The 22,612-nt window shown below is 55.3% G+C and carries 19 protein-coding genes; 10 read left to right on the top strand and 9 right to left on the bottom strand.

Annotated elements, in window-relative coordinates; translation table 11 throughout:
- Positions 1-378: 378 nt before the first annotated feature.
- Positions 379-933, top strand: coding sequence for a hypothetical protein (locus tag ACQY1P_RS04345; protein WP_430253102.1), 555 nt, complete (start codon positions 379-381; stop codon positions 931-933).
- Positions 934-1,059: 126 nt separating this feature from the next.
- On the opposite strand, the gene ACQY1P_RS04340 is transcribed toward ACQY1P_RS04345, so the two are convergent.
- From ACQY1P_RS04340 to ACQY1P_RS04325, 4 genes are all read right to left on the bottom strand, one after another.
- Positions 1,060-1,656 (bottom strand): hypothetical protein, encoded by a 597-nt coding sequence (locus ACQY1P_RS04340; RefSeq protein ID WP_430253100.1) that lies wholly within the window; start codon positions 1,654-1,656, stop codon positions 1,060-1,062.
- Between the two features lie 129 nt (positions 1,657-1,785).
- Positions 1,786-2,187 carry a hypothetical protein gene (locus ACQY1P_RS04335; RefSeq protein ID WP_430253098.1) on the bottom strand — a complete coding sequence of 134 codons (402 nt, stop codon included), beginning with the start codon at positions 2,185-2,187 and terminating at the stop codon, positions 1,786-1,788.
- Between the two features lie 474 nt (positions 2,188-2,661).
- Positions 2,662-2,916: a 30S ribosomal protein S21 gene (gene rpsU, locus ACQY1P_RS04330; RefSeq protein WP_430253918.1), complete on the bottom strand. Its 255-nt coding sequence runs from the start codon at positions 2,914-2,916 to the stop codon at positions 2,662-2,664.
- Between the two features lie 430 nt (positions 2,917-3,346).
- Complete coding sequence (locus ACQY1P_RS04325) at positions 3,347-3,640, bottom strand: hypothetical protein (protein WP_430253096.1); 294 nt, start codon at positions 3,638-3,640, stop codon at positions 3,347-3,349.
- 1,075 nt (positions 3,641-4,715) lie between these two features.
- On the opposite strand from ACQY1P_RS04325, the gene ACQY1P_RS04320 reads away from it, so the two are divergent.
- Both ACQY1P_RS04320 and ACQY1P_RS04315 read left to right on the top strand, forming a co-directional pair.
- Complete coding sequence (locus ACQY1P_RS04320; RefSeq protein WP_430253094.1) at positions 4,716-5,234, top strand: PIN domain-containing protein; 519 nt, start codon at positions 4,716-4,718, stop codon at positions 5,232-5,234.
- A gap of 260 nt (positions 5,235-5,494) precedes the next feature.
- Positions 5,495-7,798: a DNA cytosine methyltransferase gene (locus ACQY1P_RS04315; protein ID WP_430253092.1), complete on the top strand. Its 2,304-nt coding sequence runs from the start codon at positions 5,495-5,497 to the stop codon at positions 7,796-7,798.
- On the opposite strand, the gene ACQY1P_RS04310 is transcribed toward ACQY1P_RS04315, so the two are convergent.
- A complete protein-coding gene (locus tag ACQY1P_RS04310; RefSeq protein ID WP_430253090.1) occupies positions 7,720-8,511 on the bottom strand; it encodes a hypothetical protein in 792 nt (263 codons plus the stop codon). The genes ACQY1P_RS04315 and ACQY1P_RS04310 overlap by 79 nt on opposite strands.
- A 425-nt stretch (positions 8,512-8,936) precedes the next feature.
- Between ACQY1P_RS04310 and ACQY1P_RS04305 the strand changes: the two genes are divergently transcribed.
- From ACQY1P_RS04305 to ACQY1P_RS04280, 6 genes are all read left to right on the top strand, one after another.
- Positions 8,937-9,338 carry a hypothetical protein gene (locus ACQY1P_RS04305; RefSeq protein WP_430253088.1) on the top strand — a complete coding sequence of 134 codons (402 nt, stop codon included), beginning with the start codon at positions 8,937-8,939 and terminating at the stop codon, positions 9,336-9,338.
- Between the two features lie 138 nt (positions 9,339-9,476).
- Positions 9,477-10,334: a hypothetical protein gene (locus ACQY1P_RS04300; protein ID WP_430253086.1), complete on the top strand. Its 858-nt coding sequence runs from the start codon at positions 9,477-9,479 to the stop codon at positions 10,332-10,334.
- A gap of 353 nt (positions 10,335-10,687) precedes the next feature.
- Positions 10,688-11,095, top strand: coding sequence for a hypothetical protein (locus ACQY1P_RS04295; RefSeq protein WP_430253084.1), 408 nt, complete (start codon positions 10,688-10,690; stop codon positions 11,093-11,095).
- Positions 11,096-11,265: 170 nt separating this feature from the next.
- Positions 11,266-13,425: a hypothetical protein gene (locus tag ACQY1P_RS04290; protein ID WP_430253082.1), complete on the top strand. Its 2,160-nt coding sequence runs from the start codon at positions 11,266-11,268 to the stop codon at positions 13,423-13,425.
- Positions 13,426-13,543: 118 nt separating this feature from the next.
- Positions 13,544-14,509 carry an ATP-binding protein gene (locus ACQY1P_RS04285; RefSeq protein WP_430253080.1) on the top strand — a complete coding sequence of 322 codons (966 nt, stop codon included), beginning with the start codon at positions 13,544-13,546 and terminating at the stop codon, positions 14,507-14,509.
- A gap of 9 nt (positions 14,510-14,518) precedes the next feature.
- Positions 14,519-16,420 (top strand): TniQ family protein, encoded by a 1,902-nt coding sequence (locus ACQY1P_RS04280; RefSeq protein ID WP_430253078.1) that lies wholly within the window; start codon positions 14,519-14,521, stop codon positions 16,418-16,420.
- A 260-nt stretch (positions 16,421-16,680) separates the two neighbouring features.
- Here the strand turns inward: ACQY1P_RS04280 and ACQY1P_RS04275 are convergent, their stop codons facing one another.
- Positions 16,681-16,857, bottom strand: a complete 177-nt coding sequence (locus ACQY1P_RS04275; protein ID WP_174197375.1) for a hypothetical protein — start codon at positions 16,855-16,857, stop codon at positions 16,681-16,683.
- A gap of 67 nt (positions 16,858-16,924) precedes the next feature.
- Positions 16,925-18,517 carry an isocitrate lyase gene (locus ACQY1P_RS04270; protein ID WP_430253076.1) on the bottom strand — a complete coding sequence of 531 codons (1,593 nt, stop codon included), beginning with the start codon at positions 18,515-18,517 and terminating at the stop codon, positions 16,925-16,927.
- Between the two features lie 117 nt (positions 18,518-18,634).
- Here ACQY1P_RS04270 and ACQY1P_RS04265 point away from each other — a divergent pair, with 117 nt between their 5' ends.
- A complete protein-coding gene (locus tag ACQY1P_RS04265; protein ID WP_430253074.1) occupies positions 18,635-20,035 on the top strand; it encodes a helix-turn-helix domain-containing protein in 1,401 nt (466 codons plus the stop codon).
- 213 nt (positions 20,036-20,248) lie between these two features.
- Here the strand turns inward: ACQY1P_RS04265 and ACQY1P_RS04260 are convergent, their stop codons facing one another.
- Together ACQY1P_RS04260 and ACQY1P_RS04255 are read right to left on the bottom strand one after the other, a co-directional pair.
- Positions 20,249-21,424 carry an ABC transporter substrate-binding protein gene (locus tag ACQY1P_RS04260; RefSeq protein WP_430253072.1) on the bottom strand — a complete coding sequence of 392 codons (1,176 nt, stop codon included), beginning with the start codon at positions 21,422-21,424 and terminating at the stop codon, positions 20,249-20,251.
- A gap of 112 nt (positions 21,425-21,536) precedes the next feature.
- A complete protein-coding gene (locus tag ACQY1P_RS04255; protein WP_430253070.1) occupies positions 21,537-22,607 on the bottom strand; it encodes a 3-carboxy-cis,cis-muconate cycloisomerase in 1,071 nt (356 codons plus the stop codon).
- Positions 22,608-22,612: the final 5 nt, after the last annotated feature.

Genomic DNA, 22,612 nt, shown 5'->3' with positions numbered 1-22,612 from the left:
CGATTCTAATCAGGCGGGAAGCGATCCTCGTCCCTTGAGAAGTGGTCCTGGGGCCGGGGGTTGTAGTCCGAAACGACGCGCCCGCTGACGCCGGAGAACAGGCGAGCGACGCCGATATGCAAGACAATGGTGCGGAACATAGCAGGGGGGCATAGCGCCTTCCGTTCACTGTTCGGGAAGCGGGGTCGTGCTTTGTCAGGGTCTTACCCAATCTGCAAATTCGGCTTTCGAATTTGTAGCGACGTACGCCGTCGAGCAGGCGACGGCTTGATACGCATCGAAAATAAATCGGCGCTCAGCATTTAAAAAAGATTGTTTGATCAAGTAACACGCAAGGCAGATCTCCAGCCTCTGCGAATAACAACGGGAGAACCGCTCGTGACCATTATTGATAAGAGTCCCAGTATCCACAGCAACTACGCCTACCGCAGCCGCCAAGCACACAACGAAGAGACACAATACCAGGACGCTATCGGAACTACGGATAGTTCTGCGGCCATTAACGGAAGCTCTACAGTTTTCTCACCGAAGCTCTCGGGTGAACTGTGGTCGATGCAGTCCGAGATGCCAGACGAGGAACCAAATGCGTTAGCTGCGAAAGACCGTAAGAAAGAACTGGAGGACGAACTGCACAGGTGGGCTGAGATCAACGTCGCCGAAAAGATTCATGCTCAGTACCTAGCCTCTAAGGGTATAACTGAGGAGCAGCTGGCAGCGATGCCTGCGGAGGACCGGAAGGCGATTGAAGATGAGATCGGCAAAGTCGTTAGGGAGCAGATGAAGGCTCAGGAGCAGACACTGGGCTCCGGCTCATCAGGCCTGCTCCTTCAGCAAGGTGAACAAGCACAGCCTCAGTTAGGAGAAGGAGGTTTATCGGAGACCTTGGGGAGGGATAATGATCAAACGTCCGTTACTGACTTTACAGCTACATAACTGCCTCCAGGCGGATACAGTTCGTGAGCACATCTGTTGGATGCGGATTTCTTAGCAATATTCCCCGGAAATGCGCCTAACCACGCAGCCCAACTTTTGGCAAGGTCATCATTTTTTCTGAGCCTATCAGTCTCTGTCGTATCGTCTAAGCAACCCCCGAAGCTGCTCATTCTGCGTCATAAGCTTCCCAGCCAACTGTTTTCGCAATTCCTGAATTTCAGCGTTGGAGATCAACATACGTTCTGAGAATGTCAGTTCCTTAGGCGGTACGTTTCCGGCAGAAGCCTGGGAAGACCTCTGATCTAGAGCTACTGGTTGAAGCACACTCGTTTCGGCGCTGACCATCTTTTTCGGAGAAGAGAGATGCACGTCATCCTTAACTGGATCTTGCTGCCCCGCACGAGCGAGCGAGGCAGCGCCGACAATAACCTCGTCCGGATAGGCAGCGGACGACATAAGTTCGTCGGTTGCCGTATGATGAAACGAATCGGCCGCAGTATGCGTGGCGGGAACCTCGGTCGCGTCTTGTAACGCTCCCACGGGACTATCATCTGCGGTGGGAGGAACGACCGAGCCACCTTCCTCATGCGAAGACTCGACAGGCACCTCAACCGGGAAATACTCCAGCGCTTTCATCTCAGCGTTACCGCCAGCAATGGCAGCTTGATCGACTCTCGATTTCGGTGAGATCAGGTCGGCCAGGAATCTCCAGGGTGTTTTCATGATAGTCATGCCTTTCGCACGTGACGGCATCAAAGCCGTTCATTTGCATGCCGGACCATGAAGGCCCGGCATGTAGTTAACAGGATAGATAATCTGGTAGCCGAGCGAAAATGTCGCGTTTACCGCCGGTCAATTCTTTCCAAGGCGCTTACGGAGGTTCTCATTCTCAGCGCGGAGTTTCTCAGACAGCTCCCTGCGAAGGCTTCTGTTTTCTTCCTCTAGCTTAATGAGATCGGCAAAGTCGTCGTCGATGGCAGTCGCAGGAGTTAAAGTTTCGACGTCAGAAGCCGCTGCGGCTGTCGCACCATCTCCGCGACGACCTGGCGACTTCATCGCCTCAACGGTAGTGGACTTCGACCCGCGCTTCGCTCTTGTCTTTTTCACGGGCGTATCGGATGCGGCTACATCGGCAACTTTCGCCGCTTCGGCAGCAGCTTTGGCTTTCCGGGACTGCCGGGTTTTCTTTACTGGCGTTACAGTTTCTTGGGCGTCGGTAACGGCTACTACGTCATTGTTGTCTTCGTCGGTCATAGGTCATCTCCTGTTTTCACTAGCGATACTTCTTCGAATGAGATCGCTAAGGAGTCAATGTCCACTACCTCGGGAACAAAGGTACTTTATGCCTTAGAACCAGAACATGTGCGGAGGAGTGAGCTACCCCGATAAATAAGACGGCCGACGCTTTGCAGGTGTTCCGCGTCGCCTCGTGCGTCGCATTGCTGACTTTTTAGGTCGGGCGTCGTCAAGTGGGAGTTGAAGGTAGCATTGAACGATGGGCTTTAAAGGCTCTGCACTGGCGTTGATTCTTTTACGCTCGCTAATTTACATTGAATTGACGACCGTTCCGTTCAAAACGTGAGTTGGCATGGTTCGACGGCAAAGGAACTACGCACTGGGCTTATGAACTTCGACTTAAAGCGGACCAGCACCAATTTTATTTGTTCACGTTATGTTCTCACATATGGTTCGGAAAGTCAAACCCATCTTTTTCTCAGAGAAAGACGTTTAAACCGACGGTTTTGGACGCGTAGCCTGTTTAGGCTTCTTAATCGACACGATCCCGAGTTCCTTATTTAGCTTCTTCTGAGCAAGCTTGCGGGTACGACGGATCCCCTCGGCTTTCTCGCGGGCCCTTTTTTCCGAAGGCTTTTCATAGTGTTCGCGAAGCCGCATTTCGCGGAACACGCCTTCCTGCTGCAGCTTCTTCTTCAAAAAGCGGAGTGCCTGGTCAACGTTATTATCGCGAACTTGTATCTGCAAGTTTTGCTCCTCAAAGGGTAGGTCACCCGAACGAATGTCCATTACTACCCACTGTCTCCCTTCGCAACAAATATCGCGAGGTAGCAACGAGTACACTTCCCGTGTCGATTGAGTCCGGGTGACGGTCGCATTCAAGATCGACGAGTGCTGGTCATGAGACCAGCGGCGGACAACGAACCTTACAAGGGGCCCAAAGTAATCGGAATTGAGGTCAGAGAGTAAAGTATGACGATTGCCTCCAAAGTACTGGCCTTCGGGTCGGGCGCCTCAGCGGACGCGAAACAATTCGCCTACGCTTTCATAAATGTCCGAACTTGGGCGGTCGAGAGTGACGACCGAGCGTTTAGCTTCGACGCGGTACTGCCCGCCGCCCTATCCCTCCTATGTGTGCGGCTGAATGTACAGTAGGTGCCGTACGTGGCAATGAACATTACATCCGGGGGTCGATCCGTCCATCGATCTGCATTTTCGTCATGACATTTTGATATTCGACGGACGATGCAATGAAGCTGAGATGTTTCTCAATCAACGAGAGCATTGAGATAACGCCACAGATCAAAGCGGCGAAGAAGCATCCTATCACCGATCCAACAACGTAGCCGATCAGGGCCATTTCACCCTGCCCAGCGTAGAGCTTCGCACCCGCAAAAGCTGATATTAGAATGACGCCAGCTGCGGTGAATACGTTGGCGACATCGAGAATTGTTGCAAGTATTCGATTCACTGTGCTGCCCCCATGATACGGTACAAGCCATATATCGACCAACTCGCAATTATAGGTTTATCGGCACAGTAAATACTTGATGAAAACAGCCCTAAGCTTTGTTCGGTGACCCGCAGTTCGAGGTCCAGTACGGTATAGGGCGGAAGCCTATGCAAAATGTGTCTTTGGCTAATTGCAATCCAACTGCCTAACAGGGAGGGGCGCACTAACTTTTTTGTTCATCTTGCAACGCTATGTCTGCCCCACTGGAAATCCAATAGCGCTATCGAAACGTCGTATGGCGTTTGTTTAGAGGTCGTGCGGGGGAAGCGAAGCCGCGGTTACCGATGGTAAGTCGATAGATAAGCACTCTATCCATGTTGCGCTAATCATGAACCGCAAACGGGAGGGTGTCCTGGGCTGCTGTTGGCTCGTGTGCTCAACAGCCAACGGCCGCCCGCTGTCAGGCAATCGACGACGACCGACATTTTCCACATTGGTGGCGCTCATCTGCTTGAAGGCAACGTGATTGCGCCGTCAACTATGGACGGCTCTCTCAAGTGCAATTGTGTAAACGGAACCACGCTCCTAATTGTCACCGACAAGGGCAAGCGACTCGTTGGTAATAACGGGTAGCGCTTGGTAATCGATCTTGTTCGACGACTGCGGGAGGAACAGGCGACACCCTGCCCTCTATGTCTCTGCGATCTAGGACGTACTATAGATCGTCTTCTGTCGACGGCCCCCCCTGGGCTAGGAAATCCCGCCCCGACTGTTTGATACTCTTCGTTGTCATCCTCAGATCGTACGTCTCCGCTCCGATCTGAACCGAGACACTACCGGCTAGCCGCAGCCGCTCAAGGAAATCCAAGACTTCCTTGTCGTCTTCGGAGATGACGATAGTTTCCTTGGCTGGCATGTGGATCACGATCTAGGATTTTTCACTTCTTTCCTTATCACGGTTCCTGCCACTCGGGGAGTCTAAGTATTGCTTCTTCCGGAAGGACGCCCAGCGACCTATCCAACAGGACTCATGAGTTAACCTGATATTCACCTTCTATGCTCAGCCTTCCTTTAACGGCAGGGAGAGCGTGCGATGGCAATGGCATTCCTTTTGGACACATGCGTGCTGAGTGAGACCAGCAGGGTCAAGCCTCACCCCTTAGTCGTCGACTTCATTCAAATGGCCGACAACCTGATTATACCCGCTGCTGCGCTAATGGAGCTTCAGCTCGGGATTATGAAGTGCTGCGCGACTGATCCGATAAAGGCCGTTAAACTTAGCAACTGGTACCAGAAGCTCGTCTCAAGCGGAATTCCGATTGCCGAGACAGACCGACACGTGTGCGAGGTCTGGGGGACATTGTCGGCCGACCCTCGGCTGCGCAACCTCATAGTCCCCCGTCAGGATGCAAAAAAGACGCGCAGTGGCCAGGATCTGCACATCGCCGCCGCGGCCTTAGTCCACCGAGCGGCGATCGCGACCTTCAACATCAAAGACTTCCTTTTGATCGACAGTTATTATCCGCTACCAGGGATCTACAATCCAATGGAAGATAAATGGTACGCTAAGATCGAATCGCTTGAAACTCCTCAATTCGCACGATCAATTTGAACGTTAGCTCGTCCACAGCTTACCAGGTGAGAATCAAAAGCTTGCAATTGCTCTGATACACGGCGGCCGCAGGAGGCGTGGCTTGGCTTCAATCAGAGCGCCTTGGGCCTCGCTAAAATGTTGGCCCCACCCCGCCGCACTTGCCATCAATGCCCTGGACGTCTGGAAACTTGTAGTTCTGTAAAATTTTAAGCACGTAATTTCTGTGACTGAAAGTCTCCTTTGTCATGTTCCGCAAAAATATTGGGAACTCGAGCGACATGACCACGACTGTGCACGCAGCTACTACATCGTCAACAGACATCGAAGACCCGCAGAAGCATGCGGCAACACTGCTGTCTGAGCGCCGAAATCAGTTCATAGAAAGCCGTCGAGCTGTTGGCAATCAGCTTATCAAGCAGTTGAAGTATGCCGCCGACGTGCGTGACAACGAACTGCTGTCACAAGACACGTTCCTTCGCGATTGCGGTGTAGCTGAAGAGGATGTGGTCGTATTTGGCCAAGTTACCGAGGAAATTAGAAGTTTTCTGGAAGCGATCCCAACCGATTGCATAACCCAAAGTTTGATAAGGGCGCTGATCAACCCTGACGGCAAACCGCGACAGGTGGCCGATGACGAAGCGCGGAAGCGAGTGGATCGGGAAATCCGAGAGAGAGCCACAAGCGGCATTAATTCTGGCGTGGCCGTTGCCAGTAACGAGATAAGCCGTCTCTTCGCTTCTGCGACAGATCGACAACTTAGCGATCAACTGTCTCATCTTCAGGATGGTCAAGCTACCTTAAAATCCGGGGCTCAGATTTTGGCGGAGAGGAAAGAACGCCAGCTACTTGCCGAAATGCAGCTTTTATATCGGAAGATGCTCGATTACGAAGAAAATGGCTGCAGTGCGGCAAATAACGCGCACAAGGAAATAACCGACCTGTCGCGCATAGCGCTGGATAGCTTCAGGGAGCTGTTCGGCGATGAATTCCCGGAGGTCAAAGCTTGGTTTTGGGCTGGGCTGGAAAGGCCTGAGCGCTGCTATCTGGCCCAATGTCACTACGCTCTTTCGGAGTTAGCAAACGGAAATTTCGATACACGGTTTCCCGAGCTGGAGAGCGCCCTTGTGGCTTGGTCCGCGTTCGACGGTATAAACTATCTGGCTGGGTTACCAGAAACCGACAAACGCTGCCACCTTCGCCGGGACCACGATGCGCGGGCGCGGCTTGGTCCCCGCCCGGTTCGCAAGCTTACAGCAATCGATCTTTGCTCGAAAAGCGGCGGACAAGCCTTAGGTTTGGAGGCCGCAGGGTTTTCGCTTGAGCTAGTCCATGAGAATCAACGCGAGCATTCCGCGGAGACCATCAAAGCCAATCGACCCGACTGGAACTTGAAGGTCGCGGACATTCGCGATCCAGACGTGCGAAAAGACATCATAGAAGCACATGCTGCCAAGATAGACCTGTTATCCGCCGCCCTGCCGACAGCTCCTTGGGGCCGTGGAGGAGAAGGTGATTCCGACATTGGTAGCTTGCTGCAGCCAGCGCTGGATCTCATCGCCGGTCTCCATCCCCGTGCTTTCTTCCTGGAAACCACTGAGTATTTCGAAACAAAACGGTACTTGGTCGCTCGCGACAAGTTCCTTCAAAAATGCGCTGAGCTGAAATATCGCGTCGACATCTTTAGCATAGAGGCTGCAGATCACGGCGTACCGCAGCAGGGGCGCTTTCACACATTCATTGTGGGAATAGAAGAGAAGAAGTGGGGCCAGTATAAGGCAGCGTCGTTTAATATGCCTCACAGGACCTACCTAGCAAACACCCTCAAGGACATCGCTTTCCCACATCGACCACAACGGGTAGCCTTGAAAAACAGTGAAAAGATTACCCCGGAGCGGACTAAGGAGCTCCGGTACCGGACTTGGGCGGCTTGCTGGTTGAAGTCTCACAAAAAAACGCTGGCTCCCGATTTAAGGAAACCAATGAATAGCGAAGCGTGGAGGACGCACGGGCTTCTTGCGCGGCTGGTGCAGGATATGCCTCTTACAAATGAATCAGCATCAAAATTCGCTTCGATTCCTCTGACGGTGCAGGCCATCGCTCGATTGCAGGGCATGCCCGACGACTGGGTTTTTTCAGGTAAGAGCCTTGAGGATAAGTACGGAGAGCTGAGATCTCTCACCCCGCCACTGGTGGCCCTTGCAGTTGCCAGATCGATATATACCGCTCTAACCGGAGAAGAATTCGATGAGACCGCCCCGGGGTCCTTGAGGGTCAAGAGTGGTAGGCAAACGCCAAGTTGGCACAGGACAATTGAGGGCATGCGCTTGTTGAAAGGCCTGTCGCCCGAACGCAGTTGGAACAATAGTCCCAACCCCGATCAGTATCTCGCGGAAGAATGGTTTGATTTCATGGAGGACCTCGACCGCTCGAGAGAGGTCGAGCGGGTTCAAGACGCCTGCGATGACGATGACCTCGATGATCCCGTTCATGAGGACGTCGGCGTCTACCAGCCGAACAGCGCTGCCAGCCGCTCATCTTCAATCCGGTTCCAGACGAGATCAGCAACTTTGTCGGGGCGTTGAGGAGAGCATGATCCTACCCTGTCTCCATTCACGTAGAGAACGGCCTCGGACGGTTCGAAGGCTACGCGCCAAGGCACGCCACCATCGAGTTCAAAGTTGTAGCTTTCAATCCCTTCGTTGCGTTCACATGTGATCGTCGGCCCCTTTTCGCGAAGAACACTCTCGAGATGCTCGTATGCTCTCGCAAAGGCCTTATCTTCGGTGCGGCGATCAAGAACATCGCCGCGCAACACCACGTCGGCGTCACGGATCATGACTTCCATAGCATCAAAGATTTCCTGTTGGCTGCCTTTCAGGGCTTCGGTCTGTCCCAACGGTAGACACTCAAAAAACACCCAGCCGTTGCTGCCCAGTTCGTGCTTCGCCCAATGGGTTACAACCATTGCTGATTCTTCCCAGGAGAGCGTCCGCTTGGCTGACAAGCTCCCGAGTGCAAGCTCCACAGGGCTAAAAGCCGTCCTGTCTGAGTTCTGAAAACTGATAATGACTGGTCGGTTGCACGTATCGTCGGTATGGATAGGATCGACAGGCTCCAACCTTGCCTGAAGTCCCAGCTCGTCCAGCACTCGGCCCAAATGTTTCCTGATTTCGCCCATGCGCGAGAGCAGCTCGAATTCCATAAGCAGACATCCTTGATTGATTGTGGCGTCAGCTTCGAGTCCTTTGTTGCAACCAACAAACCCGCGGAAAATCCGGTCAAGAAAGTTCGCCATCCGAACGACTTTCTGGCTGGTCCTGCCGGTCAGCCGTTAACCATGCCTAATGAATTCTTAACAATCGGTGGACACACTTCTCAAGCGGTGAGAAGATTGGCTATCCATCACGCGAGGCCGTGCCTATGTCGTTGCTTCTCATAGCTTTTGTTAGCATCTGACGTTCGACACTGTTCGTTGGCCCTGTGCCAGAACGAGCCACTCGATCGTCAAGGGTATCCTCACCCGCCATGGCTATCGAGATTGCTGAAATGGAAAACTTCCCCAAAAACCGTTTTTGTATGCGGGAGTGCACAGATCGCGCTCTTTTTCAACGCGGAATCAGCTTCCTAATATCGATTCTTCGAACGGCGTAGAGCCAGTGCCAGCCAGATTTCATCGACGGGCTAAGGCATTTATGGCGTCACCAAAACGAGGTGACGACGATGATCGTGAATACACAAATCCATATCAGTGAAGCCCTGGTCGTCGTCGGCTGCCGTCGTTGCGGTCAACCCAACTATTCGCTCATCATCGAGGAGACCGTCATGGAACGGATCGACTACATGCGTTCATACTGCAACCAGCCCACCGAAGACGAAGAATACGCTAGCCTTTACGATGGCCACAAGTTCGTGAACCTTCTCACTGACGAGACGGACGACCTTACCAACGACGCCATCTCAAACGAGACGGACCCGGACGAGCAGGTCGAGGACTTGCTCGAAATGATCCAGGACGCCTTTGACAAAGCGAGTGTCCCTTTTAACCGCCGCTACCGCGATAATCGCGTCCATCCTTGGCGTCACAAATCGAGCGCTTCAACCCGCGGGCGCAGTTCAAAGTAACAACTCTCACAAGTGAATGGGGGGGGGCAAATACCTCCCCCAGTCGCCTCGTCTCTCACGGATCTTCCTATTCGCATCTCCACCCTTATGACCACTAACGCGTCGCGCCAACGTTCGTCCAAAAGGAGGTTAATTATCATGTCCGTCATTTACGCCCGCAAGCGTGCCAAGATCGTCAACCGTATGAAAGCTGGTCTCGGTTTCCTGGACCACACGACAACAAATAATCAGGGCGGGATCCAGCAACCGGAGGAGAACGTTTCGCGCGGTCTTAAGGTAGCGACCATCGATCCAACCACTCCGACACACGTCAAGTTCTGGAACCCGCCGGTACAGGGCCCGGACAAAAGGACGACGACCCGTAAGAGCCGGAAGGTAAGGGACGATGGAAAGCACAACAAAAGCTCAAAGGCAACGGCCCGTGGGTTTACGATCTTCAACGGCGTCATCGTTCAGCACGAGAGCGAGCTTGAGCGCAGGTTTTCACAGTCGGTCCAGGCGCGGAACGACGTTGAGTTCGTATTCTCCCAGTTTCCGCGCTTGGGCTGGGAAGACGACGATCGAACACTGCATCACCACACGGCAGATTATTATGTAAAGTATCGTTCCGGTCTGAAGCGTGCTTTCGTCGTGAAACTGGAACGCAAGCGAGCGGAAATGGAGGACTTGATCAAGCGCATCGAAGCCTACGGTCTTGATGGAAAAGTCGACGATATCCGACTGGTCACTGAGCTTTACGCCACCCATGAACGTGCTGAAAATGCTCGCTGGCTTCTTTGGTCACGCGACAAGCACGACGAGATGGACGTGGCGGCGCTACTGTCAATTGTTGAAAAGATGCAGGGCTGGTTTCGCTTCGGAGATTTGCTTCGCGGTAGCAACGACCCGCGGGCCCGTCGCGTTGCGATCTGGCGTCTCATCGATTCTGGGACGCTTTTTCCTCCGACTGACGAGAAGATCACCGAGGTGACCTGGCTTCGCCGAGCCACAAACTAAGCATCTTCAAGCTTACAGTTATAATCAGAAGAGGATCAGAAAATGGCGCTCAATAAGAAGGGCCGTCGGCAAGAAGGGCCGTCGGCTTAACCACAACCCTGGATTGCTTTTACACCATACCCACTTAACCACCCGCAACCGCTGGGCACGCCTGAATAAAGGGGCGCGAACTAAAGACGTGTTTTTCGAGGACGAGATGGACAATGAGCTGGATGTCGAAATCGAGCGTCTCACCGCATTCAACTACATCGACGACGTCCTCCCGCGTTTTGCGGACAGTTCGATCAGCAGCCGCAGTGACTACAGCGAAGAATGACTTTCGATTTGTCCATTCCCTTTCAACGGAGATTAAAATGACGAACGCACAATCTACCACGAACACCATTCCCCTCGGCAAGTTCAGTGACCCCTCAATGGACTTCGCAACGTTGAAGGCACGCAGTTACCTGTCCAGAGTTCGGCCGACAATGAAGTCGATCTACGTCAAATACAAACGTGAACTCGCCGTCGAAAATGAACTCCGACATGAGGCCGGGTTGCCGTTGTTGCGTCAGACTGGAGGGGCGCGATTTAAAAAAATCATCAAGCTTTTCCCCGCAAGTGAGGTGGCAATGGCACGGCACAGCTTCGAAGAGGTCGGTGAGCTGCTCAGGTCGCCCTGGTTCGGGTCGACCGCTCCATCCAATATTGCCACGGACAACGGCCCCTTCTTTCATTTGGCAGCTCTGGCCAGGCTGAAGAAGCTTCGGGAGCAACGGTGAATGGTTGAACACGAAAGACGCAGTGCCAACGACGCAGGCATTACTGTGAAACCCAGGCCACCGTAACCGCCGCGACGGCGCTAAGCGCATCAGAATTTCATCGTCCAGCTAATTTTTCGCCGGGGCTCTCCGCCCTGGCTCCCCAAACTCGTCCTAAAAAGGAGCCGTTTATGCACTTCTATCCCGTCCCTGCTCGCGCCCCAATTCATTCAATCGTCGTGATGTCTCCCGTCGACCGCATCACCGTCGGCAAGGAGCACTATACGCCCATTCGGCACGACCGAGACGTCATCAAGGTTGTCCACGAAGACGATCCGGCACACGAAATGGTGTTCACGCACCAGGAATTCGGTAATCTCCTCCGTCAGAAAAAGGCTTCGATTCATTACGGCTATCACAAGCCGGAAGTGAAGCTGCTTGAGATCATTTATCGCGGCCGCAAGCTGGAGGAATTCGACGAACGCCGCCGCACGCTCGCACTGATGCGCGAGCGTGTGATTTACTGGTGGCGTGCCAAGCAGGTGAACTCTGTAGAGAAGATCCCGCTCACCGCTGCCTCTCAGGAAATTCTCGACGGCCTCTGGGTCAAGGTCCAGCGCGAATTCAAAGGATCAGTACGCTGCGATGTGAACGGTGACGGGTTCGGTGCGCCGAGCATGTCGACGTTCAAGAAGTTTTTTCGCACCTACAAAAAGTTCAACGACAACCCGCTTTCCCTGATCCAGCGTTACGATGGCTGGAGCAATAAGAAGACCTTTGCCTTGTCGCCTGTGAGCTTGAGCTTCGCGACCCTGGAAGCACGTCGCTACCTGAGCCGTGGCAAGCCGTCCAAGGAGAAAGTCTTCGAGGATTATAAGGCCGCCCTCTTGCTTGAGAACGCTTCGCGGGTCGAACGCGGCCTGGAAGAGCTTCCTCCAGTCGGACGGACGAAGTTCAAGGAGATCATCAAAAGCTTCGCGGCCTTCGACGTCATGGCGAGCCGCGAAGGTGAAGATGCCGCCTTGAAGCACTTCCTCCCCGTCACACGTGGATTCGACGTCGACCGTCCCGGCGCACGCGTCGAAATGGACGAATGGAAGGTCGACCTTAAGACATTCTTCGCGACTTTGGGGCAGTTGCAGAACATCCCGGAAGAACTCCACAGCGAACTCGAAAAGGTCCGCGTCCACTTCGTTGTCGCGATTGACGTCGCCACTCGCTACGTCCCTGCTTTGCACGTTACATTGAACCCGAGCGGCGAAGCGGCTTCCGACGCGCTCCGCATGATCCTGACGGACAAGACCCTCATCTCTGAGCTTGCTGGTGCGAAGACACCGTGGTTTGGATGCGTCCTGCCCGAAGAAATGTTTATGGATAACGGTACGGCTTTCGCGTCCGAAACCCTGGTCAACAAGCTTAAGATGCTTGGCATTGCGGTTACACGGCCGTCGGCAGGAAACGCGCCGGGCCGTGCGACTATCGAGCGCGTATTCGGCACCCTGGGTCCAATCTGGACCTCCTTCTACGATGGCCAGACTTTCCGCAACATTGATGAGAAGGGGAACTATAACCCCGCCGCCTTGACGACTCTTTTTGTCGAAGAACTCGCTAAGAACGCGGTCTTTGGCCTCTGTGACATCTACCATAACCGCCCCCATTCCTCGTTGGGCGGAATGACACCACACAATGCCTGGGTACGTGCGTGCGAGCAATTCGGCTACCGCCATCCGCCGAGCGATCTTGAAATGATCCACGCATTCGGCCTGCCCGCGAAAGCCAAGATTAGCCCCTATGGCATCGTCAAATGGGATATCCCATACGGCAACGAGACCCTGACGAACGAGCGCCTCCAGTACGGTCAGCAGGAATTTGATTTCAAGTACGATCCGGCCCGCATCAATTCCATTGCCGTAAAAGGCACTGAAGGCTGGTTCATCGTCGATAACCTTCTGGGCTTCAACACCGAAGTTTGCGAGGCGGAATGGGTTCTCTCGGGCGAACGCGACGATGTCCGCGACGCAAAGGACGAGGATACGTCTCTCAATCACCGCCTCCACGCAATCAATCGTTTGCGCCGCAACGGGGAGGCCGCAACACTCCGTGCAAACTTCCATCCGATGGTCGTAGACGATGCGAAATTGGTACAGGCACGCAAGCAGATCTTCCACGGCTACGCACCTGTCACGCCGTCAGGTTCCGCCGTTGCTTTGATCTCCGAGCTGACGAAGCCCTTTGACCCGCTTCACGACGGCAGTGTTGGACCGGTCCAGTACCTCCCCCTTGAGGATGAGCCCGAGCAGGTTCCTCAGGCCCCACTCTCCGTGAATGACGAATTCGACGACGACCTCTGATTGTCGCGACCGCTCACCACTCAGGTGGCGGCCTTGCCAGGCCGCCGCCTATGCGCCGACTGTCCCGCCTCGCCGTAAGTGGGTCTCCCCTACCCCAGTGATCTCGAAAGGACACACGATGTCTACTATTTCTGACCTTACCCCTCTCGACCATTTGAAGGCATCTCTCCGGGTCGAATATTCACCTTTGGGCGCTCGCGAGAAGGATCTGGAAAAACGTCTTGCAGGCTTTGTTCAGAACTCACGCGACTTTTTCAATGGTAACGCGGCCTCTGAGCGCTTTCTCTTTGTTCCTGGCATTTCAGGTAGCGGGAAAACCTACACGTTGCAGCATCTGTTCAAGCAGGTGGAGGCGTTCCAGCCTTGGACTGACAACCACGGCCGCGTCATTCGTCCCATGATCAGCGCCCCGACGCCCAAGCAGGCTGGCACCAAGGACCTTCTGATCACCGTCCTTGAGGCAATGGGTTTGCCGTCCGAGGGAAACGAGCGTTCTTTGACCAAATTGGTGAAGGAGCAGATCGTTGCCCAGAAAGTTAAATACATCCACCTGGATGAATTCCAGCACGCAATCCGCTCGGGGACTCCGAAACAGATCGACGGGGTGCGGGATACACTAAAGAATCTCGTATCGATCCCTAGCTGGCCGCTTCATATCATCCTGTCTGGCGTCCCCCTTCTGGATAAAATCCGCGTCGGCGATGGTCAGATCGAGCGCCGTTCGCATGTGGTCGCTTTCCGCCCTCTCGAATGCCCTGCTGACACAAAATTCATCGAAAGCGCCCTTGTGAAAATCATTGTAACACAGTGCGGGCTTGAACTGGATGAGACGTTGATGAAGGACGATTTCGCGGACCGTCTTTGCCGGGCAAAACGTGGTGGATGGGGCTCCATCATCGAAACTGTCCAGAATGCTTGCTTCACCGCAATCGAAAACAACCGTCGGAAGGTTACGGTAAAGCACTTCGCTTATCTCTATCGCATGAGCACAGGCTGCAAGCCTGACGATAACATTTTCACCGCGCCTGAGGCTAAGTACAAGAAGCTGAAGCCTCAGAACGCTCTCATCGATCTCGAAGTCTGAGGAGTGGCCATGACGCTTCCGATCACCGTGCCGTTCAGGGACGACGAGCCTTGGACAGGAGTTGCGTCGCGCCTTGCGATCGCCAACGGATATTCGTCCATGAAGAGCTTCTTGGCTTCGGCTGGGGTACACCCGCGGAACCTTGTAAACGGAGACGTGGAAGAGTCTGAACTCCTGGCCAAATGGTCAGGAGTTCCCGCTGATGCACTTAACCGATATGTTACTCCCACTGCCTCAAAAGGGGGTATCTGGAAGCTGGGGGATGCGTGGTTCTCAAAGGGATCGCGTCGCGCCAACCGAATCCGAATGTGCCCGAATTGCATCATCGAGGATATCGAAACTGGGAATGAAATGCCTAGCGCTCGCCCCCGTTTGCGTGCTCCTTGGTTGACGCGGGCATTCCAAAACTGCGTGGAGCATCGTCGCCCAATTCTTGAAATTGAAGTCCCGATAGAGAGCGTCGATGAGTTTTCACACACCGTCGCAACGTATCTCGAAATGCTCCGGTCGGCGGCCACATCACCGCATGTTCCAGCCAATGTCACGGTCGACACATTTGTGCAGGATCGAATCCTTGGTAGACTTACGCACCAGCACCTCAACATGTTGGAGGTGTACATTGTTACAGAGCTGGCCGAACGCTTTGGTGCCTTCCTGCAAGGATATCGTGAAGCGTTAGGGGAAACTGACCTCGACTTAGATGGCTGCGATGCGCGGACGCTCGGCTTCAATGTGATCGCTGCCGGTCCAGAAGTCATTCGTTCAGTGGTCAAGGCGATTATCGCCTACGTGCGGCCTGTCCAAGACATGTTCATTTTCGGCAATTTCGGGTCTTGGCTGCGTCGCAACAGTGATGTCGTAGCCTTCAAGGCTGTGGTTACGTTGTTCCAAGATATCGCTGAACGTAATATGCCCTTCAGTGTGGGAGAAATGTGCTTTACTCCTGTGCGTCACCGCTACATGCATAACCTTATCAGTGCGAGTGCTGAATACGGGGTGACGACAGAACGCATAAAGAAACTGCTTCTCGATAGCGGCTTCATTCAGGACGCCAGTGGGCCTCCTTCGCGTATTTACATTCCCAACAACGATAGCCTCCGCAACATACTGAAGCCCGCAAGCGTGACTTTGAGCACGACGGAAGCACGGGAGTCCTTGGGTTTCGGTGACCGTGTGATGCGCAACGTTCTTGCCAGCGGCCTTTTGCAACGGGTCGAGGTAACGACGGAAGGCAGGGTATATACACGCATCCGACCAGAGGACTTGCTGGAATTTCAGAGAGCCATGTTTGCGAAGGCTATCGTGACCGCCGAAATTCCCGGCGAATACGCCCCGCTGAAGGCAATCTGCCGGAACTACGCGAAACCCGTCGATCAATTTCTGTCACTGGTCTTCGAAGGAAGGCTTCGTGACATCCTGACCGTGGAAGATCACGAGCACCGTCTCACCAACCTCTACTTCTCTAGAAAGGAAGTGAAGCGCGTTTTGCGAGCGGTCCGCGACTCCGCTGATCGCGAAACCGACCCTCCATTCATTAGTTTTGCGAAGGCGGAAAGGCAACTCGCCTGCAGGACGTCGACAATCCGAATGCTGACAGAGACAGGCCATCTTGATGCGGTCGAGGGACGTAAAAGCGGCTTCATGCACCGTCATATGTTAGTCTATTCGCGCTCGCTTGATCAGTTTTGCAAAACCTACATTGCAATTTCTCAGATCGCGAAAGCACATGGCACCCATCCAAAGGCAGCGTCGGAACAACTTGCTGCTCTTGGTATCCTTCCGGTGATTGGAGGCGAAAGCTGTGGTTCCGGCAACTCGCAAACTACGCGCTTCTATCGACGAGCTGATGTTGATCATCTGAAGCTTGTGCGCCGGACTGGTTCCCGGAAAGCTGGTTCAGTGGTCAAATGAGAGGAATATCAAACCGATTTAATAAAAGCCCGCATTTGCGGGCTTTTTTGTGCCCAATTTTCGGTTGGCTGGGATACGCGAAGTCGCGACGAAAATGACTAACCAATCGACGGGGCGTCACGAAAGGCCCGGGAAACAAGGGGGTTCTAGGAGGCCCAGGATCGATCTTCCGCGACGCTAACACTCCACAGCAATCGGCCCCAAGCACCAGCATCGAGTGCAGCACCGATGGTCTCTATCACCGGTGCTGCTTTGCGGGTTCAAACAACGCGACCGAGCCGGTGGTACAGGTTCGAGTATTTTACCGCTTCCGGCTGCTCCTTGATTTCCTGCAGATAGTGACTGATCGCGACCCGGATCAGTTCGAAGTCCTGGTTTGAGAAGACGGCTCTCGATCGTTCGGGTTGTGACGTCTTGGTCTCAGTATTTGTCGACATTTCAGCTCCTCCGTTGAAAGTGTACCTCGAAGGAGCATCGCTCCTTCGAGGCGTATGATCCTGCAGCTCAAGCTGCAAACTGGTTCATCGTGTTGTGCTCTCCAGCCGCCTTCAGCGCCGCATCGCCACCGAAGTATTCCTTGTGATCGTCGCCCAGATCCGAACCGGCCATATTCTGGTGCTTCACCGCTGCGATCCCCTGGCGAATCTCCTGGCGCTGAACGCCGGCGACGTAGCCAAGCATTCCCTGATCGCCGAAGTAATCCTTCGCAAGATTGTCGGTCGAAAGCGCCGCCGTGTGGTAGGTCGGCAGGGTGATCAGATGATGGAAGATGCCTGCTCGCTTTGCTGCGTCACGCTGAAATGTCCGGATCCGCTCATCAGCTTCTTTGCCGAGTTCCGTACCGTCGTAGTCGACGCTCATGAGCTTCGCACGGTCATACTCCGAAACGTCCCTACCCTGCTCGACCCACGCGTCAAAGACCTGCTGCCGAAAGTTCAGCGTCCAGTTGAAGGAAGGCGAGTTGTTATAGACGAGCTTCGCGTTCGGAACGACATCGCGGATGCGGTCGACCATCCCGGCGATCTGCTCGATGTGCGGTTTCTCGGTCTCGATCCAGAGAAGGTCCGCGCCGTTCTGGAGCGCATTGATGCAATCGAGCACGCAACGATCGGCACCCGTGCCGGGTCGGAACTGGTAGAGGTTCGAGCGGAGGCGCTTCGGACGAAGAACCTTCTCGCCACGGGTCAGCAGGACGTCACCGTTCGATCGCTGGCCCGCGGCGACCTCCTCGCAATCCAGAAACGAATTGTACTGGTCGCCGATATCGCCTTCGGAGACCGAAAAGGCGATCTGTTTGGTCAGCCCGGCGCCCAAAGAATCCGTGCGAGCCACGATGACGCCGTCGTCCACTCCCATCTCGAGAAAGGCGTAGCGCAACGCACGGATCTTCGCGACAAAGTCTTCATGAGGGACGGTAACTTTACCATCCTGATGACCACACTGCTTCTCGTCGGAGACCTGGTTTTCGATCTGAAGAGCGCAGGCCCCTGCCTCGATCATTTTCTTGGCGAGCAGGTAGGTCGCTTCGGCATTGCCGAACCCGGCATCAATATCGGCTATGACCGGGACGACGTGCGTTTGGAAATCATCGATCGCGGAGGTGAGCTGCCGTTCCTTGACAGCATCGCCTGCCTCCCGGGCTTTGTCGATTTGCCGGAATATGTCGCCCAGTTCACGAGCATCGGCTTGCCGCAGGAACGTGTAAAGCTCGTTGATCAATGCCGGTACAGTCGTCTTCTCGTGCATCGACTGGTCTGGCAGCGGCCCGAACTCCGAGCGTAACGCGGCGACCATCCAGCCGGAGAGGTAAAGGTAGCGCCGCTCCGTGCTTTTAAAATGCTTTTTGATCGATATGATCTTCTGCTGACCGATGAACCCATGCCAGCACCCGAGCGACTGCGTGTACTTGGACGGGTCGTTATCATACGCGTCCATGTCTCGCCGCATGACCTTGGCGGTGTATTTGGCGATGTCGAGGCCGGTCTTGAACCGGTTCTGAAGCCTCATCCTCGCAACGGCCTCGGGTGTCATTCCAGTCCAGCATTCATTCCCACCAATCAGGTGCTCGGCTTCTTCGAGTAGCTTTTGATACGACATGAGACCCTCCAATGTTTCTGTCCATGGGAGGATAACAGCCGGTAAGGCCATGGCGAGCCACGCTGAAGTCAAGCTGTCAAACTTTACAGAAGTTCTTCGTAATGCTGTAATGCTTGTATGGATAATCGTGTTTACCTTGGGCCGCGCTTGCGAAGACTTCGCCGGGACTTGGGCCTGAAGCAGGTAGAGATGGCGAGCGACCTCGACATCTCGCCATCCTATGTCGCGCTGATGGAACGCAATCAGCGCCCGGTGACAGCTGAAATACTGCTGCGACTGGCCAAGGCATATAAGATCGATTTTAGCGAATTTACCGCTGACGCAGGCCAGGATCTTGTCGCGCAGTTACGGCTTGCAGCACGAGACGCGATCTTCACTGACATCGATTTGAATGCGGTCGATATCGCGGATATCGCACACAGCTTTCCCGGGTTTGCTGAAGCGCTGCTGCGACTTTACACGGCATACAAAGAGGAGCAGTTCGCTTTAGCCGACCGGCGCCAACACACGACAAACGATGGACGCCCGTTTGAAGGGGATTCCATCGCCGCCGTCAGAAGCTTTCTAGCCGCCCGAAAGAACTACTTCCCGGTTTTGGACACGCTGTCGGAAAAGCTGGCGGGCCGGGTAAGCCAGGGCGGCGGTTTGCCAGCCTTCCTCCAGAACGAGCACGGGTTTAAAGTCCGAAGGCTTCCCGCAGAGGTGATGTCAGGATCCCTCCGGCGACTTGACTGGCATCGCAAGGAACTGCTGCTCAACGACGCTCTGGATCATTCAAGCCAGAATTTCCAGATGGCGCAGCAGCTCGCCTACCTCGAGTTTGAGAACGAGATTGCAAGCACCGTTGCCGAAGGGAATTTCGAATCGCAGAATTCGGAGCGGCTTGCTCATCGAGCTATCGCTGCCTATTGCGCGGGGGCAATCCTGATGCCGTATGCTGCCTTTGCCAAAGCTGTGGAGGCTCGCCGATACGATCTAGACTCATTAGCTCGTTTCTTCGGGACGAGCTTCGAGCAGACTGCGCACCGGCTCACGACGCTCCAGAAGCCCGGACACGAGAGAGTTCCCTTCTTCTTCATAAAGGTCGACGTTGCCGGAAACGTCTCCAAGAGACTGAACAGCGGCGCCTTTCCCTTTGCACGACACGGCGGCGGCTGTCCGTTGTGGACGGTCCATCAGGTGTTTACCTCTCCAAGGCGGGTCGTGACACAATGGATGGAGCTGCCTGATGGCCAAAGGTTCTTCTCGATAGCTCGAACCGTGCACTCGGGCGGTGGCAGCCACGGCCTTCCGAGCGTCGACCGCGCGATCGCGATCGTCTGTGAGGCTCGATATGCAGACCGGCTTGTCTACGCCTCAGAGCACCCTCAGACACATAAGCCGACGCCTATCGGCATTGCGTGCCAGCTCTGTCAGCGCACAGAATGCACTTCTCGTGCCGAACCGCCGATTGGACGGCAGGTACTTCCGGACAACTATCGGAGGACGGAGGCTCCGTTTGGGTTCTCCGACGCGTAGCCCGACTGAGGACGCGTACGATGTGCTCGACATGAGCAAGAAGGGTAATAGCGCTTTGCAAACTAACGGATGCTGCGAACGTGTCGGCGAGCCGGGGATCATAACTCGAAGGCTTTCCAACCCTGCTGAACACGGGCTCAGCAGGGCCGTTTTGACAATTGGGTCGGTCCTACAAACCCATTGACAGGCCGGAGCAGCTCTCAGCAGGAACGCCTACTTCTTGGCGAAGGCGAGACCCGGATCGCCCTGTTTCTCGAAGGTCTGGATTTCCTTGTTGAAGTATTTGCCGTCCGCGCCTTTCTCGACGCTGCGCAGATAGATGTTCTGGGTGATGTGCCGGCTGGCGGGATCGATCGTCACAGGGCCACGCGGACTGGTCCATGCCAGACCTTTGACGGCCTCGACGGCCTTGGCCGCATCCTGCTTGCCGCCGGTTGCCTCGATCATTTTTGCGATGACATGCATGCCATCGAATGCGCCGACGGCCGGGAAGGAAAGTTCGGCGGGGTTGCCGATCGCCTTCTGCGCCGCTTCGACGAAAGCCTTGTTTTCCGCAGAGTCATGCGACACCGCATAGTGGAAACTGGTGGTAAGGCCGAGGCCGGCTTCACCGAGGGCGGGAAGATCGGATTCCTGCGTCAGATCGCCCGTCGCGAAGAACTTGATGCCTGCTGCCTTGAGGCCGGTGTCGTTATAGGCCTTCACGAAGGCAAGCGTCGGCGGGCCGGATGGCAGGAAGGTGAACAGCGCCTGCGCGCCGGAATCCTTGATCCGCTGCATCAGGGGTGCGAAATCCGTTGTCGAAAGCGGCATCCGGATGGATTCGACAACCTGCCCGCCCTCTTTCTCGAACGCTGTTTTGAAAGCCGTCTCGGCATCGGCGCCTGGGCCGTAATCGCTGACCAGCGTGATCGTCTTGGTGACGCCGCCGTCCTTGGCGACCTTGGCGAGCGGCGTGGCCGTCTGCCAGGTGGTAAACGAGGTGCGCACCACATAAGGGCTCGCGTTCACGATTGCGGACGTGGCGGCGTTCATGACAACCATCGGCACATTGCCCTGCTGCAGCATGGGGGCCGCCGCCATCGCGTCTGGCGTGAAATAATATCCGGCGAGATACTGGACCTTCTCGCGAACGATCAGCTCCTGCGACATCGCTTTGGACTTGGCGGGATCGGCGGTCGGCACGTCGCGATAGACCACCTCGATCTCGTTATCGCCAACCTTCTTGCCGTTCAGGGCAAAGAAGGCATCGATACCGGCTTTGAAGTTTTTTCCCTGCAGCGCGAATGGGCCCGAGAAGGGACCGACGACGCCGACCTTGATGGTCTCGGCATAGCTGGCTCCCGACATCAAGGTCAGTGCGAAAACAGTTGAAATCAGCGTCTTCATTAGGCTCTCCCGTGCCATGTGTCGCATCGCCTCCCGATGTAACGTTGCGAGAAGATTGCATGCGGTGCTGCAATGTAAAACCGAAATCGGCGTGTCAGCCGATTGCTATCCGTCAAATATCGCGCGGGGCATCGCGGCCGAGCGCGGTGATGTTGAAAGCGAGCTCGCCGGCCAGCCGCAGGCCCGCACCCGCCGCCATCACGATATGCGGCAGGACCAGCCATTCCAGCGTCCAGGCAGCGCCCGAGCGTTCCTGCTCGTGGACCATGGCGAGTTGCATGCCGGAAAGCTGGACCGCGGTGTAACGCGAAAGAGCGACAAGCGCTTCGGCCGCCACCGGGTTCTGCTTGTGCGCCATGGCCGATGAGGCACCACCGCCCGACAAGGTTATCTCGCCACCCATTTGCGCGAGAAGAGCGATATCCTGTCCAAATTTGCCGAGGCTTCCGGAGATCGTGGCAAGGATGCCGGCGAACTCGGCAAGCCTGCTCCGCTGGCTCTGCCATTGCGGAGCATCGGCAAGACCAAGCTCGGCGGCCATCATGGCGCGCACTTGAGCCGCGTGATCACCCAGTTTTTCCAGCGTGCCGACGGCACCGCCAAACTGCAGCGCAAAGCCATCTTCGGCAAAGGCGGCAAGCAGATGTTTCTGCCGGATAAGCGGATGGCGCCAGGCATCCACGCGGTCCGATACCTTGATCGGCAAAGCCGCCTGCATGCGCGTATGCCCCATCATCGCGCGGGAACCGTTCGCCCGGTCCAGTTCACTGAACCGCTCGGCCAGATCCTGCAGTCGCCCTAACAGAAGTGTGGCGACCGATTTCAGGCGCAGCATCAGTGCGGTGTCGATCACATCCTGGCTCGTCGCGCCGAAATGGACATGCGGGGCCGCCTCATCCCCGATCACACTACGCAGCTGTCGGACCAACTCCGGCACGACGACACCGTCGCGGCCGGTCGCCTGCTTCAACTTGGCCATGTCGGGCGAAAACGACGCGCATGCCGCAGCGATCGCCTGCGCGGATGCATCCGGTATAAGACCGCTTTTTGCCTGGGCGGTGGCGAGAGCCGCTTCGAACGCCAGCATCGCCGCGATCTCGGCCTCTGGAGCAAGGAGCCGAGACACCTCCTCATCGCCGAGCAGACCGGACAGGAAGGGATGTTCGAATGCGGAAACGGTCATGCCGG

The sequence above is a fragment of the Neorhizobium sp. DAR64872/K0K18 genome (assembly GCF_050500175.1).
Lineage (GTDB): Bacteria > Pseudomonadota > Alphaproteobacteria > Rhizobiales > Rhizobiaceae > Neorhizobium > Neorhizobium soli.
This window is presented reverse-complemented; position numbering and strand designations above follow the sequence as displayed.

Bases quoted from the DNA above. Each gene is read 5' to 3' on its own strand.
- ACQY1P_RS04335 (WP_430253098.1), bottom strand. From the start codon at position 2,187: ATGACCGACGAAGACAACAATGACGTAGTAGCCGTTACCGACGCCCAA.
- ACQY1P_RS04340 (WP_430253100.1), bottom strand. From the start codon at position 1,656: ATGAAAACACCCTGGAGATTCCTGGCCGACCTGATCTCACCGAAATCG.
- ACQY1P_RS04275 (WP_174197375.1), bottom strand. From the start codon at position 16,857: ATGTCGACAAATACTGAGACCAAGACGTCACAACCCGAACGATCGAGA.
- ACQY1P_RS04305 (WP_430253088.1), top strand. From the start codon at position 8,937: ATGATCGTGAATACACAAATCCATATCAGTGAAGCCCTGGTCGTCGTC.
- ACQY1P_RS04310 (WP_430253090.1), bottom strand. From the start codon at position 8,511: ATGGCGAACTTTCTTGACCGGATTTTCCGCGGGTTTGTTGGTTGCAAC.
- ACQY1P_RS04280 (WP_430253078.1), top strand. From the start codon at position 14,519: ATGACGCTTCCGATCACCGTGCCGTTCAGGGACGACGAGCCTTGGACA.
- ACQY1P_RS04315 (WP_430253092.1), top strand. From the start codon at position 5,495: ATGACCACGACTGTGCACGCAGCTACTACATCGTCAACAGACATCGAA.
- ACQY1P_RS04270 (WP_430253076.1), bottom strand. From the start codon at position 18,517: ATGTCGTATCAAAAGCTACTCGAAGAAGCCGAGCACCTGATTGGTGGG.
- ACQY1P_RS04320 (WP_430253094.1), top strand. From the start codon at position 4,716: ATGGCAATGGCATTCCTTTTGGACACATGCGTGCTGAGTGAGACCAGC.
- ACQY1P_RS04260 (WP_430253072.1), bottom strand. From the start codon at position 21,424: ATGAAGACGCTGATTTCAACTGTTTTCGCACTGACCTTGATGTCGGGA.
- ACQY1P_RS04290 (WP_430253082.1), top strand. From the start codon at position 11,266: ATGCACTTCTATCCCGTCCCTGCTCGCGCCCCAATTCATTCAATCGTC.
- ACQY1P_RS04285 (WP_430253080.1), top strand. From the start codon at position 13,544: ATGTCTACTATTTCTGACCTTACCCCTCTCGACCATTTGAAGGCATCT.
- ACQY1P_RS04255 (WP_430253070.1), bottom strand. From the start codon at position 22,607: ATGACCGTTTCCGCATTCGAACATCCCTTCCTGTCCGGTCTGCTCGGC.
- ACQY1P_RS04265 (WP_430253074.1), top strand. From the start codon at position 18,635: ATGGATAATCGTGTTTACCTTGGGCCGCGCTTGCGAAGACTTCGCCGG.
- ACQY1P_RS04300 (WP_430253086.1), top strand. From the start codon at position 9,477: ATGTCCGTCATTTACGCCCGCAAGCGTGCCAAGATCGTCAACCGTATG.
- ACQY1P_RS04295 (WP_430253084.1), top strand. From the start codon at position 10,688: ATGACGAACGCACAATCTACCACGAACACCATTCCCCTCGGCAAGTTC.